The 12,175-nt window shown below is 65.3% G+C and carries 15 protein-coding genes; 8 read left to right on the forward strand and 7 right to left on the reverse strand.

Annotated elements, in window-relative coordinates; genetic code table 11:
* Nucleotides 1-30 precede the first annotated feature (30 nt).
* From CH296_RS14320 to CH296_RS14345, 6 genes are all read right to left on the reverse strand, one after another.
* Complete coding sequence (locus tag CH296_RS14320; RefSeq protein WP_094685063.1) at nucleotides 31-2,208, reverse strand: AAA family ATPase; 2,178 nt, start codon at nucleotides 2,206-2,208, stop codon at nucleotides 31-33.
* Nucleotides 2,209-2,266: 58 nt separating this feature from the next.
* Nucleotides 2,267-3,121, reverse strand: coding sequence for a CDP-diacylglycerol--serine O-phosphatidyltransferase (gene pssA, locus CH296_RS14325; RefSeq protein WP_094685064.1), 855 nt, complete (start codon nucleotides 3,119-3,121; stop codon nucleotides 2,267-2,269).
* Between the two features lie 8 nt (nucleotides 3,122-3,129).
* Nucleotides 3,130-3,846 carry a phosphatidylserine decarboxylase gene (locus tag CH296_RS14330; RefSeq protein ID WP_094685065.1) on the reverse strand — a complete coding sequence of 239 codons (717 nt, stop codon included), beginning with the start codon at nucleotides 3,844-3,846 and terminating at the stop codon, nucleotides 3,130-3,132.
* Nucleotides 3,847-3,979: 133 nt separating this feature from the next.
* Nucleotides 3,980-4,249 (reverse strand): GlsB/YeaQ/YmgE family stress response membrane protein, encoded by a 270-nt coding sequence (locus CH296_RS14335; protein WP_045198755.1) that lies wholly within the window; start codon nucleotides 4,247-4,249, stop codon nucleotides 3,980-3,982.
* A gap of 88 nt (nucleotides 4,250-4,337) precedes the next feature.
* The gene (locus CH296_RS14340; RefSeq protein WP_094659620.1) at nucleotides 4,338-4,802 is read right to left on the reverse strand and encodes an SRPBCC family protein; all 465 of its coding nucleotides are present in this window, start codon (nucleotides 4,800-4,802) and stop codon (nucleotides 4,338-4,340) included.
* Nucleotides 4,803-4,996: 194 nt separating this feature from the next.
* The gene (locus tag CH296_RS14345; protein WP_373557283.1) at nucleotides 4,997-5,791 is read right to left on the reverse strand and encodes a DUF1206 domain-containing protein; all 795 of its coding nucleotides are present in this window, start codon (nucleotides 5,789-5,791) and stop codon (nucleotides 4,997-4,999) included.
* Between the two features lie 198 nt (nucleotides 5,792-5,989).
* Here CH296_RS14345 and CH296_RS28945 point away from each other — a divergent pair, with 198 nt between their 5' ends.
* The 7 genes from CH296_RS28945 (at nucleotide 5,990) to CH296_RS14375 (ending at nucleotide 11,417) form a co-directional block, all read left to right on the forward strand.
* Complete coding sequence (locus CH296_RS28945) at nucleotides 5,990-6,127, forward strand: hypothetical protein (RefSeq protein ID WP_176460599.1); 138 nt, start codon at nucleotides 5,990-5,992, stop codon at nucleotides 6,125-6,127.
* Nucleotides 6,128-6,215: 88 nt separating this feature from the next.
* The gene (locus CH296_RS14350; protein ID WP_094685067.1) at nucleotides 6,216-7,871 is read left to right on the forward strand and encodes an FAD-dependent oxidoreductase; all 1,656 of its coding nucleotides are present in this window, start codon (nucleotides 6,216-6,218) and stop codon (nucleotides 7,869-7,871) included.
* A complete protein-coding gene (locus CH296_RS14355) occupies nucleotides 7,868-9,370 on the forward strand; it encodes an ATP-binding protein (protein WP_094630895.1) in 1,503 nt (500 codons plus the stop codon). The genes CH296_RS14350 and CH296_RS14355 overlap by 4 nt, the downstream gene beginning before the upstream one ends.
* Nucleotides 9,367-9,711, forward strand: coding sequence for a UBP-type zinc finger domain-containing protein (locus tag CH296_RS14360; protein WP_045198761.1), 345 nt, complete (start codon nucleotides 9,367-9,369; stop codon nucleotides 9,709-9,711). Before CH296_RS14355 ends, CH296_RS14360 begins: the two co-directional genes overlap by 4 nt.
* Nucleotides 9,708-10,127, forward strand: coding sequence for a DUF1801 domain-containing protein (locus CH296_RS14365; protein ID WP_094630892.1), 420 nt, complete (start codon nucleotides 9,708-9,710; stop codon nucleotides 10,125-10,127). The genes CH296_RS14360 and CH296_RS14365 overlap by 4 nt, the downstream gene beginning before the upstream one ends.
* On the forward strand, nucleotides 10,124-10,801 hold the full coding sequence (locus CH296_RS14370) for a GPP34 family phosphoprotein (protein WP_094685068.1): 678 nt from the start codon (nucleotides 10,124-10,126) through the stop codon (nucleotides 10,799-10,801). Before CH296_RS14365 ends, CH296_RS14370 begins: the two co-directional genes overlap by 4 nt.
* 10 nt (nucleotides 10,802-10,811) lie before the next feature.
* Nucleotides 10,812-11,417, forward strand: a complete 606-nt coding sequence (locus tag CH296_RS14375; RefSeq protein ID WP_094685069.1) for a DJ-1/PfpI family protein — start codon at nucleotides 10,812-10,814, stop codon at nucleotides 11,415-11,417.
* Here CH296_RS14375 and CH296_RS14380 read toward each other — a convergent pair.
* Nucleotides 11,397-11,744: a DoxX family protein gene (locus tag CH296_RS14380; RefSeq protein ID WP_094685070.1), complete on the reverse strand. Its 348-nt coding sequence runs from the start codon at nucleotides 11,742-11,744 to the stop codon at nucleotides 11,397-11,399. The genes CH296_RS14375 and CH296_RS14380 overlap by 21 nt on opposite strands.
* A 79-nt stretch (nucleotides 11,745-11,823) precedes the next feature.
* Between CH296_RS14380 and CH296_RS14385 the strand changes: the two genes are divergently transcribed.
* Nucleotides 11,824-12,153 (forward strand): helix-turn-helix domain-containing protein, encoded by a 330-nt coding sequence (locus tag CH296_RS14385; RefSeq protein ID WP_032393789.1) that lies wholly within the window; start codon nucleotides 11,824-11,826, stop codon nucleotides 12,151-12,153.
* Nucleotides 12,154-12,175 lie beyond the last annotated feature (22 nt).

A 12,175-nucleotide genomic window follows, 5' to 3' on the forward strand; every position in this document is an offset into this window, starting at 1 on the left:
AGAACTTCGTAGCCTGCTACGAGTTTCCGTTCACGACCCGTAGGCCCGCAGATGCGCCACCTGCTCGGGATCGAGTGACGGCTTCACCGTCGCCCGAGCAGCGGCGACATCGGCGGCGGTGACGTCGGCCGCATCCATCGACCGACGCATCGCCGTCAACGCGGCCTCACGCAGCAAGGCCGCGCAGTCGGCCGCGGAGTAGCCGTCGAGATCGCGCGCCAGCGACTCCAGATCCACGTCCTCGGCGAGCGGGATCGATTTGCCCGACGCCTTCAGGATGTCAACGCGGGCATCGGAATCCGGCGGCGGCACGAACACCAGGCGCTCGAGGCGGCCGGGGCGCAACAGGGCGGGATCGATCAGATCGGGTCGGTTGGTCGCCCCGAGCACGACGACGTCGCGCAACGGTTCGACGCCGTCGAGCTCGGTCAGCAGCGCCGCGACCACCCGGTCGCCGACGCCGGAATCCGAGCTCTGGCCGCGTCGGGGTACGAGCGCGTCCACCTCGTCCAGGAAGATCAGCGAGGGAGCGGAATCGCGTGCACGCTGAAACAGTTCTCGCACAGCCTTTTCCGAGGATCCCACCCACTTGTCCATCAGCTCCGCGCCCTTGACCGAGTGCACGCTGAGCTGCCCGGAACTGGCCAGCGCCCGCACGAGGAACGTCTTGCCGCAGCCGGGAGGGCCATACAGCAGAACTCCTCGCGGCGGCTCGATTCCCAAGCGCGCGAACGAATCCGGGTGACGCAGCGGCCACAGCACCGCCTCGGTGAGTGCCTGCTTGGTCTCCACCATGTCGCCGACGTCGTCGAGCGTGAGACTGCCGATGGCCAGTTCTTCGCTACCCGATCGCGAGAGTGGACGGATCACCTGAAGAGCGCCCACCAGATCGTCCTGCGTCAACGAGGCCGCGGCCGAATCGTTCGATGCGCGAGCCGCCGCCCGCAGTGCCGCCTCCCGCGTCAGTGCGGCCAGATCGGCGACCACGAAACCCGGTGTCCGTGAAGCTATCTCGGTCAGATCGACGTCGCCCTGCGGAACCTTGCGTAGCAGATGCTCCAACAATCCCTTGCGGCCCGACGCGTCGGGCAGGGTGATGGTGAGCTCCCGATCGCACAGGTCCTGACCGCGCAGCCGGGGATCTGTTGCCTCCGGATGAGCCGTCGTCGCGATCAGGGCAAGACCGGGAGTGTCGACGGCCCGGCGCAGTACGTCCAGGACGAACGTGGACGCCGGCTCGGGAACGGACGGCAGCAACGCGTCGACGTCGGTGATCAGCAGAACCCCGGAGCCGGCGAGTTTGTCGACCGCCGCGGTGACCCGATCGACCCGAGCCGAGGCCTCGAGCGCGCCGATCGACGGTCCGTCCAGCACGACGCATGCGCGTTCTCCGATGACCGCGCGCGCCAACGTCGCCTTACCGACCCCGCCCGGTCCGGTGATCAACACTCCCAGATGCGGCGATGCGCCCAGCGTCGCCAACAACTCCGACTCGTCCAACGCCAGCCGTAGCCACTCGGTGAGTTTCGACTGTTGGACGCTCACTCCCACCAGATCCGCCGCGCTCACCGGTGGTGCTGCGGACTTCGGCGCGGGACGCGACGCGGCCTGCGGCTGTGCAGCGGTGACGGTGCCCGAGCCCCACCCGACCGCCGAATTGGGCTGCACACTCACCGGCCCACCCGACGGGTCGACGGCCGAGACCGTCAACAGCTCGGTCGTCCACGCAACCCCGAACGTTCTCGACAGCGCCTGCGTCGCCGATGTGGTCGAGGTGCCGGGTCCGAGATCGCGGGGGAGGAGCGAGACCGTGTCGCCCACCGTCAGCACCTTGCCCAGCAACGCTTGGCGCAGGGTGGCGTCGGAGATGGAACCGGTGGCGAGCGCGGAGCCTGTCACCGCGACGGTTCTGGCTCCGTAGACGGTGACGGGTCCGACTGCGACAGAAGCATTTTCGCGAAGGCCGGTGTTGGAGAGCGTGACGTCGTCCAGAAGTGCGGTGCCCTGGGGTGATCCGTCGGGTGCCGCCGCGACGACGGCGGCCGTGCGACGAGAACCGATGAGCGACACGGCATCCCACTCTCGCAGGCCCAGCGCCGCGAGAACTTCCGGATGCAGGCGCACGACGCCGCGTCGGGCATCGGCGGCCGAGGTGTTGAGGCGGGCGGTGAGAACGAGCTCAGGCGTCGTCGAGCGAGATTCGGTCACACACCCAACCTACTGGGGTCATTCCGCAGGCTCCACTCCCTGCAGTAGCGGCGAGACACTAGCTGCGAGGTCGACGCAGTCCCAGACGAGCCTGCGACCGGCGATTGTTGCCCGGTGCGCGTCGGATGGCCCGACGCTCTGCGCGGCGCTCGGCCGGCTTGGCGTCCCAGGTGTACGGGCGCGCGGCAGTCCAGCGTTGCGAGCGCACCGCGAACGGGATGTGCACCAGGTAGGCCAGCACCAAGCCCATCAGCAGGATCAGCGGGAAGGTGATGAGCGCGGCGGCGAGCAGCGCGACGAGCACCAGTAGGATCGCGGCGAGCCGCGGCGGCACCGAGACCGTCTTGAGCGCCAACGTGGGGATGCGGCTGACGATCAGACCGGCGGTGAGGATCGACCACCCGGCGACGACGTAGAACGAGGCCCACCAACCGTCGCCGAATTGCTCGAAGGCCGCGATCGGTGCCATGGCGATGAGAGCTCCGGCGGGAGCAGGAACTCCGGTGAAGTACTCGCGGGCGTAGGCAGGAGTGTCGTCCTCGTCGAGCAGAGTGTTGAAGCGCGCGAGACGGAGCACGATGCTCACGGCGTAGACCAGTGCGACGATCCAGCCGCCGCTGCTGCCCTCGAGCAGTGTCACGTACAGCACCAGAGCCGGGGCCACACCGAACGAGATGGCGTCGGACAGCGAGTCCAGTTCGGCACCGATCTTGCTGGTGGCGTCGAGCAGTCGAGCGATGCGGCCGTCCAACGCGTCGAGTATCGCAGCGGCACCGATCATGGCGAGCGCAGTGCCGAGCTGCCCGTCGAGGGCGAACTTGACCGCGGACAGGCCCGAGCACAGCGCGAGAATCGTGACGACGGATGGGAGCAGACGAATGGCAGCAGGCGGCTTGGCGCGTCTGGTGATCATGTCGGTTTCTACTGTGGAAGCTCGGCGAGGACCGTCTCGGCGCCGACGGCGCGTTGACCGCGTTCGACCAGCAGTGTGGTGCCCGCGGGGAAGTAGGTGTCGACGCGGGAACCGAATCGGATCAGGCCGTACGTGTCGCCGATCGACAGGGCGTCGCCCACCTTGGCGTTGTTGATGATGCGTCGAGCAATGAGACCGGCGATCTGCACGACGGCGACGTCCTGACCGGAGTCGGTCCTGATGTGCATGCTGTTGCGCTCGTTGACCTCGCTGGCCTCGGCAAGGTCTGCGGACTTGAACTGGCCTCGGCGATGCACGACCTCCACCACTCGACCGGCGACGGGAACGCGCTGGACGTGCACGTCGAGAACCGAGAGGAAGATGCTCACGCGCGGAACCGGCTGCGAGCCCAGATCGAGCTCGGCGGGTGGGACGGCGGTGTCGACGAGGGTGACCAGGCCGTCGGCGGGAGCGACGACGACGCCGGGGCGGTTCGGTGGCACCCGCGACGGGTGGCGGAAGAAGGTGGCGCAGGCTCCGGCGGCGACGAGGCCGGCGTTGCGAACCCACTTGGATCGGCGGCCGAGAACGGCGACGGCGAGCGGACCACCGACGAACGGCAGGCCTGCGGGGTGGAGCGGTGGAACCGTTTCACGGACCAGGTCGACGATGTGAGCCGCTCCGGTGCGGGGCGGTTGATCAATCGGGGCGGGACGGCGTGCCACGGTCTCCTCTAACTTTTCGTCGGACAGGTGTCGGCAGGTCGTGATGCCGGAAGCAATCGAGGCGTGAAAGCACGACTGCCGAGGCCCTCACAGCGTACGTGAGGTGCCCCGGCAGTCGGGAGCTGCGAGTCGATCAGACGCGGCTGCGACCTGTCACGAGCTTGACCAGGAACAGCAGGATGACTGCGCCGAGGATGCAGGTGATGAAGCTGAAGATCAGTCCGCCACCTTCGACGTCGACGCCGAAGACCTTCAGCAGGTATCCGCCGATGAGGCCACCGATGACGCCGACGACGATGTTCAGGATGATGCCCATCTGAGCATCCGTCTTCATGATCTTGCTGCCGATCCACCCTGCGAGTCCGCCGATGATGATCCAGCCGATGAATCCGAGACCCAACATGTGTTGCCCCCACTTTCCGTTCGTGTCGTTTGCTTGTCGAAACGTCGGATGCCCGAGGGAAACAAACCTGAAACCTTCCTGAGAAGAATTATTTTTCTCCCAGCTTCTCGCTCTCGACTTTGATGCGGCGCAGGGTGCTGTTCATACCCTCGACGAGTTCGACGTCGAACTCGTCGATGCCGCCGAGGACACGCTTGACCAGCAACGACGACACCGCCGACGTGCCGCTGGGTGCCTCCCGCTTCTCGACCACGGTCGTTCCGGTCGCGGTCGGTGTGAGGGTGTAGGACCAGATCGTCTTGTTCTCGACGACGCGGAACGCGAGTTCACGGTTGGGCTCGAAGGTGACGACCTTGGAGGTCGTGGGCCAGACGAGCATCCCCTTGCGATTGACGTTGAGCGTCTTGGTGCCCTTGCCGACCGGTCCGCCGAAGACCTTCATCTTCTTGCACTGCGGGCTCCACTCACCCATGCGCTGCAGATCCGAGACGATGGACCATACGGTCTCGGGGCTCGCGGCGATGTCGATCGTGGCTTCGAGAGTCTTGCTCAACGTGGGCCTCCTGATAGTGAGTAGATGCAACTGAATGTCACACTCAATCGTGCGCATCCTATGTGTCAACGGACACAATCGACCACATAGGTGAGCAGAAATTCGTAGCCCACTACGAAGTACCGCTCACCTGGGGTCGTTCCGCAGGCTCCACTCCCGCTCACCTGGGGTCGTTCCGCAGGCACCACTCCCGCTCACATGCGGGCGAAGCGAGCCAGTACGAAGGCATAGAGCCCGTAGAGCGCGATGCCCACTCCGGCGAGGATCAGCAGAACCTGACCGTAGGGCTGTGAGCCGAGGGTCTTGAGGGCACCGTCGATGCCGGTGGCCTTCGACGGATCGGACTGCAGAACGGCCACCACGACGAGGAGTCCGGCTCCGACGAGGGCAGTGCCCTTCGCGGCGTATCCGGCGATGCCGAGTTTGACGACGGCCCCGCTCCGGTGGCCTTCGAGATCGTCGAGGAAGTTCTTCGAAACGCCCTTGTAGACGTGGTATCCGCCGACGCCGATGACGACTAGCGCGACAGCAATGAGCACGAGCTTGCCGCCGCCGGATTCCATCAATCGCGCCGACCAGCCGGCGTTCTGCTGCCCGCTCGACTTGCCCGAGCCGGTAGCGAAGCCGTAGGTCGAGAAAGCGAACGCGATGTAGACAACGGCCAGCGCGGCAGCCTTGAGACGGTCCATCGCACTGCCTGCGTCGGCGTCGGACTTCTTGCCGACGACCGCTTCGACGATGCGCCACAGCGCCAGCGCCACGAAAGCGACCACCGCCACCCAGAGCGCAATCCTCCCGCCGGGCTTGTCGGCCAATTCGGCGAGTGCACCGGACTGGTCTGCATTACCTGCCTGGCCGAATGCCAACCGAACCGCGATGTATCCGATCAGAATGTGCAGCACTCCGCTGACGAAATGGCCGGCTCGCGCCGCTTTCTCGAATGCTCCGTTGTTCTGTACGGAACTGGCCACATTTCCCGACGTGTTCACTATCGTTCCCCGATCAGTAGATTGGGGCTCTCGTTTACCCCGAGCGAGGACCGAGGAAACTGTCTCGAGCTGCGAAACGCCGCACGAGATCCCACCGAGGCGTTAACACCGGGCGGACACTGATCGATGTAGCAAGCGGAGTGTCGGGACCAACGAAGAAATTGTTCGGAGTGATCCACCGTGAAATTACAGTCGATAATGCGTCGTACCAGCAGAGATCTCCCGCTGTTGAAGACCGCCAGGATGAGCGGCAGCCCACGCACCTGGCCCGCCGAGAAGCTCGAACGACTCCTCACCCCGCAGGAGCTCGATCTGATCAGGCGCGGCCGAATCTGACCCCACTGATTCCAGGACTGCTTGCCTCCCATTCGGGGCGACGCGGTGGCATGCTCATGTCGTTGGTGAGCACCAGTTCTGGAGGGTCATGAAACCGGTCATTCTCAGCGTCGACGACGATCCAGGGGTTTCACGTTCGGTCGCCCGCGACCTGCGCCGCCGATACGGCGAGCAGTACCGCATCGTGCGTGCGGAGTCCGGTTCCGGGGCGCTCGACGCGCTGAAGGAACTCGCGCTGCGCGGCACCCCGGTCGCCGTACTGTTGGCCGACTATCGGATGCCGCAGATGAGCGGCATGGAATTTCTCGAACAGGCCATGGACATCTTCCCGACTGCCAGGCGCATCCTGCTGACCGCGTACGCGGACACCGACGCCGCGATCGACGCGATCAACGTCATCGACCTCGACTACTACCTGCTCAAGCCGTGGGATCCCCCCGAGGAGAAGCTCTATCCCGTGCTCGACGCCCAACTGGAGGCCTGGTGTGCCTACGACCATCGGGCCGTCGAGGACACCAAGATCATCGGCCACCGTTGGTCCGCGCGCTCGTCGGAGATCCGCGAGTTCCTCGCTCGCAATCAGCTGCCGTATCGCTGGTACATGTCCGACGAGTCCGAGGGTGCCCGGCTGCTGGCGGCCGCGGGCGTGGACGACAGCCGGTTGCCGGTGGTCATCACCACGGAGGGCGATGCGCTGATCGAACCGTCCGATGCCGAACTCGGCAACCGGCTCGGGTTGACGGTGTCACCGTCCGAGGAGTTCTACGACCTGGTCGTCATCGGCGGCGGACCGGCGGGACTGGGAGCTGCGCTCTACGGTGCGTCGGAGGGTCTGCGGACGACCCTGATCGAGCGGACCGCAACCGGCGGCCAGGCCGGTCAGAGTTCTCGCATCGAGAACTACCTGGGCTTTCCCGACGGGGTGTCGGGTGCACAGCTGGCCGAGCGGGCACGGCGGCAGGCGCTCAAGTTCGGTGCCGAGGTGGTCACCACCCAGGACGTCGTCGGCCTGGAAACCAACGGTGCCGCGCGCACCGTACGGTTCGCCGACGGCCGCAGCATCAGTGCACAGACGATCATCCTGTCCACCGGCGTCGCCTATCGCAGGCTGGACGCACCGGGAATCGACGACTTCACCGGACGCGGCGTGTTCTACGGATCGGCGATGACCGAGGCGGCGCGCTGTGCCGAGCAGGACGTCTACATCGTCGGCGGCGCGAACTCGGCCGGGCAGGCGGCGGTGTACCTCTCGCGCGGGGCGAAGTCGGTGACAATTCTGATCAGAGCGTCTTCCCTCGAAGCGTCGATGTCGTACTACCTCATCAAACAGATCGAAGAGAATCCGAAGATCAGCGTTCGGCCGTGCACCGAGGTCGCGGGCGTGTCGGGCGACGGTCACCTCGAGTCGATCACGCTGCGGAACCAGGCAACCGACGAGACGACGACCGTCGACGCGCAGTATCTGTTCCTGTTCATCGGGGCGGCGCCGCGCACCGAGTGGCTCGACGGGGTACTCGTGCGGGACGACCATGGATTCGTGGTCACCGGGCCGGATCTCGTCACCGACGGACGGGGACCTGCCGGGTGGACGCCGACTCGCCTGCCGCATCACCTCGAGACGAGTGTGCCCGGCGTCTTCGCGGCCGGTGACGTTCGATCCGACTCGGCCAAACGCGTCGCGTCGGCAGTGGGAGAGGGAGCAATGGCCGTGATGTTGGTGCACAGATATCTGGCGAACCCGTGAGCGCGCAGGAGCGGAGCCCGCGGAGTGACCAGAGTGGGCTTGCGTGTGATCCGGAGGAGTTGCGGACGCTGTTCCTGTTCGAGCATCTCTCCGACTCGCAGCTGGCGGAGCTGTGTCGGGACGGACGCATCGAAACGATCGAACCCGGGCCGGTGTATGCGGAGGGCGATCCGGCGACGTGTTTCTACGTGTTGATGGACGGTGCCGTCGTGCTCTCGAAGCTCTCGGGCGGGGAGGATCTGGTGGTCAACCGGACCTCCCAGCGGGGGGTGTACGCGGGTGCGTGGCAGGCGTACCTGGGTGATCGGGTGCCGCAGACGTACCAGGGTTCGATGCGGGTGACCGAGCGCTCGCGGTTCTTCGTGCTCGACGCCGAGTGCTTCGCGTCTATCGTGCGAGAATGGTTCCCGATGGCGCTGCACCTGCTCGAGGGTCTGTTCTTCGGCAATCAGAACACCAAGCAGATAGTGGAACAACGAGAACGCCTGTTGGCGTTGGGTTCTCTGTCTGCCGGGTTGACGCACGAGCTGAACAATCCGGCGGCTGCTGCGGTGCGGGCGACGTCGGCGTTGCGGAATCGGGTGGCGCACATGCGGCAGAAGTTGGCGATGATCGCCGGCGGCACTCTCGATCGCGGCAGCATGGCGCATCTGGTCGGACTGCAGAACGAGGCCGTGGAGTTGGTGGCCAAGGCTCCGAAGCTGACCGCGATGGAGGCGTCGGACCGCGAGGACGAACTCGGAGAATGGTTCGAGGACAAGGGTATCGGCGACGGTTGGGATCTGGCTCCGACGTTCGTCTCGGCCGGTCTGGATGTGCCGTGGCTCGACAAGGTTGCTGCGACGGTGGACGATCCGACGATGCTGGAGGGTGCGATCCGGTGGCTCAACTACACCGTCGAAACCGAGCTGTTGATGAACGAGATCGCGGATTCGACCACGCGCATCTCCACGCTCGTCGGTGCAGCGAAACAGTATTCGCAGATGGACCGCGCGCCGTACCAGACCGTCGACGTGCGGGAATTGCTCGACAGCACTTTGATCATGTTGGGCCGCAAGATCGGTGACGAGATTCGGGTGGTGAAGGACTACGACCCCGCGGTTCCGCCCATCCCGGTCTACGCAGCCGAACTCAACCAGGTGTGGACGAACCTGATCGACAATGCCGTGCAGGCGATGGCAGGCGCGGGAGTGGAGCCTGCAGGAACGACCCCGAAAGAGAAGGGGGTGTTGACGGTGCGGACATCGTTGGACGAGGATCAGGTTCAGATCGAGATCTGTGATACCGGACCCGGTGTGCCGCAGGAGATTCGGTCGCGGATCTTCGAGCCGTTCTTCACCACCAAACCGGTCGGCGAAGGTACGGGTCTCGGTCTGGACATCTCGTGGCGGATCGTGGTGAAGAAGCACCAGGGTGATCTGCGAGTGGTGTCCGAACCGGGCGACACACGGTTCATCGTTCGGCTGCCCGTCGACCCGGCCACAGAGGAGGCAACATGACCATCGAAGGCATCGACCCGAAGGTCCCACCGTCGGGCCCGGGCTGTGTGGAGTGCACGCAAACGCAAGGGTGGTGGGTGCATCTGCGTCGGTGCGCGCAGTGCGGCCATATCGGGTGTTGCGATTCCTCACCGTCGCAGCACGCCAGTAAGCATGCGGAGTCCACCCGGCACCAGTTCGTGCGCAGTTACGAGCCCGGCGAGGACTGGTTCTACAACTATGCCGACGAGCAGATGTACGACGGCCCCGAACTGGCTCCGCCGCAACATCATCCGCTCGATCAGACGGTGCCCGGGCCGCGTGAGCGGGTGCCGTCGAACTGGCAGGCCCTGATCAATTGAACGAGAACCTGACTCGACCCACCGATGTACCGGCCGAGGATTTTCTGGCCGCTGTCGAACATCCGGTTCGCCGCGCGGACGGTCTCGCCCTGGCCGAGATGATGGGTCGGGTGACCGGGCAGCCGGCGGTGATGTGGGGGCCGACGATGGTGGGTTTCGGTGCCTACCGTTACACGACGGGCAGTGGCCGTCGGGGCGAGAGTCTCGTCGTGGGGTTCTCCCCACGTAAGGCGAATCTGTCGGTGTACGGCGCGACGTACGCCCCGCAATCGGATTCATTGCTCGAACGCTTGGGCAAGCACAAGCGAGGCGCAGGTTGCCTGTACGTGAACAAGCTCGCCGATGTGGACATAGCGATTCTCGAGCAACTGGTGGCTCACAACTACGCGTACATCCTGGGTAGCCTCGCGTCATGACCTTGATCGCAGAGGACCTCCTGTTGCTGTTGCTCGACGACGACTCGGGCAAACCGCTGGCCGACAGCACGAAGTTACCGCGGGTGCTGGCAGGTGCCCTGGTGGTCGAGCTCGCGATGGGTGGATCGTTGCGCATCACCGGCCCCGGCGAGCAGACGAAGAAGGATCATGTGGTCGTCGCAGGAGCGCCCCCAGCCGACGTCCTGCTGCGTCGAGTGTTCGATCTTGTGGCGTCGGCGTCGCGGCCGATGAAGCCGCAGAAGGTGATCGAGAAGTCGCAGAAGAATCTGTCGAAGGAGTTGGTTGGGCGGCTGGTGGCTCAGGGCTTCGTCACCGAGAACAAGGACAAGGTGTTGGGGCTGTTCCCGACCACGACGTGGCCTGCTCGTGACACCTCGCACGAGAAGGTGTTGCGAGATGCCTTACGCAGCGCGCTGGTCGACGGGACGACGCCGTCGCCCCACACGGCTGCGTTGATCTCGTTGATTTCGGCGGTGGACCTGACGCACAAGGTGATCGTGGATGCGGACAAGAAGCTGCTGAAACAGAGGGCGAAGCAGATCGCCGAGGGAGAGTGGGCAGGCGCGGCGGTGCGCAAGGCCGTCTCGGATGTGAACGCTGCGGTGATGGCCGCGGTGATGGTGCCCGTCATCGTGTCGACTACGAGCAGCTGAAAGTCAGGGTATGAGTAGAAGCGTTGCAATTCTGATGTTCGACGATGTCGAGGTACTCGACGCGTGCGGGCCGTTCGAGGTGTTCTCGGTGGCGAATCGAGTGGCCGACCGTGCCGGGAGTGCACGACCTTTCGAGGTGAGTCTTGTGGGGATCGATGACAGGCCGGTCGTCGCCAGGGGTGGAATGAGGATCGGGGTGGACACCACGATCGACGATCCGCGGGGATACGACGTCGTCCTGGTTCCCGGCGGTGTCGTCGATGCCGTCGAGAAGAACGGCCGAGTGCTGGAGTGGTTGCAGCGCACTCGGCCCGGTGCGGAGTTGGTCGCGTCGGTGTGCACCGGTGCGTTCGTGCTCGCCGCAGCGGATTTGCTCGACACACGCCCGGTCACCACGCACTGGGAGGATCTGGAGCAACTGTCCGCTCGATGGCCTGCCCTCGTCGTCCACGAGGCCGTTCGATACATCGACCACGGCGATCTGGCGACCTCGGCGGGTATCAGCGCCGGTCTCGATCTGGCGTTGCACCTGGTCGCGCGGTGGGCGGGAGCGGATCATGCTCTCGCCACCGCGAGCCAGATGGATTACGACTGGTCAGGCGCTGAGCACCCGTAGCACCAGCGCGACGATCGCGAACACGGCCAGTCCGGCGGCGGGTGCGAATTCCTTGTCCTTGGCGCGAAGGTGGGCGGCAACGGCTCCGACGAAGTAGAGGATGACGCCGACCGCGGCTGCGACGCCGATGGGCCAGACGGCCAATCCGACCAGCAGGCCGACGGCTCCGAGGATTTCGACGTAGGCGAGCCAGGGGATCTTGTCGGCGGGGACGCCGACCTGTCCGAGCATGGGGATGACGGAGGGATTCTTCGTCAGTTTTCCGATGGCGGAGAACGTGAGCGCGACGGCGAGCAGAACCGAGACGACGACGGTTGCGATGAACATGAGCCCTTCTTTCATATCCGAGGCCACTAGTAATTCAGAAGCAGCAAGGCGGACTGTAGCACCTCGGTAAGGTGGACGTATGGTCACCAGCGAGCAGCCTCACGACCCTCGTGCCTGCGACGGGGCGCTGACCAAAGCCTTCGGCTTCCTCGGCAAGAGATGGAACGGAATTCTTCTCGCGACGCTGATGAACGGGCCGATGGGGTTCTCGGACCTTCGCCGCGCGGTCGGTGGCATCAGTGACTCGGTGTTGTCGGAGCGACTGGGCGAACTCGGCAAGGCAGGCCTGGTGACGCGCACCGTCGACGACGGGCCACCCATCTCCGTCGGCTACAGCCTGACGACGTCCGGAGAGGCGCTGCTGCCGTCGTTGGAGGCTCTGACCGACTGGGCTTCGAAAAACCTCTGACCCCCGCGACGGCGTCGCGAGG

The organism is Rhodococcus sp. 14-2496-1d, assembly GCF_002259365.1.
Taxonomy (GTDB): domain Bacteria; phylum Actinomycetota; class Actinomycetes; order Mycobacteriales; family Mycobacteriaceae; genus Rhodococcoides.

What these genes read in the sequence shown, in the direction of transcription:
- pssA (WP_094685064.1), bottom strand. Translation starts at nt 3,121, where the DNA reads ATGATCACCAGACGCGCCAAGCCGCCTGCTGCCATTCGTCTGCTCCCA.
- CH296_RS14335 (WP_045198755.1), bottom strand. Translation starts at nt 4,249, where the DNA reads ATGTTGGGTCTCGGATTCATCGGCTGGATCATCATCGGCGGACTCGCA.
- CH296_RS28945 (WP_176460599.1), top strand. Translation starts at nt 5,990, where the DNA reads ATGCGTCGTACCAGCAGAGATCTCCCGCTGTTGAAGACCGCCAGGATG.
- CH296_RS14350 (WP_094685067.1), top strand. Translation starts at nt 6,216, where the DNA reads ATGAAACCGGTCATTCTCAGCGTCGACGACGATCCAGGGGTTTCACGT.
- CH296_RS14360 (WP_045198761.1), top strand. Translation starts at nt 9,367, where the DNA reads ATGACCATCGAAGGCATCGACCCGAAGGTCCCACCGTCGGGCCCGGGC.
- CH296_RS14370 (WP_094685068.1), top strand. Translation starts at nt 10,124, where the DNA reads ATGACCTTGATCGCAGAGGACCTCCTGTTGCTGTTGCTCGACGACGAC.
- CH296_RS14375 (WP_094685069.1), top strand. Translation starts at nt 10,812, where the DNA reads ATGAGTAGAAGCGTTGCAATTCTGATGTTCGACGATGTCGAGGTACTC.
- CH296_RS14380 (WP_094685070.1), bottom strand. Translation starts at nt 11,744, where the DNA reads ATGTTCATCGCAACCGTCGTCGTCTCGGTTCTGCTCGCCGTCGCGCTC.
- CH296_RS14385 (WP_032393789.1), top strand. Translation starts at nt 11,824, where the DNA reads ATGGTCACCAGCGAGCAGCCTCACGACCCTCGTGCCTGCGACGGGGCG.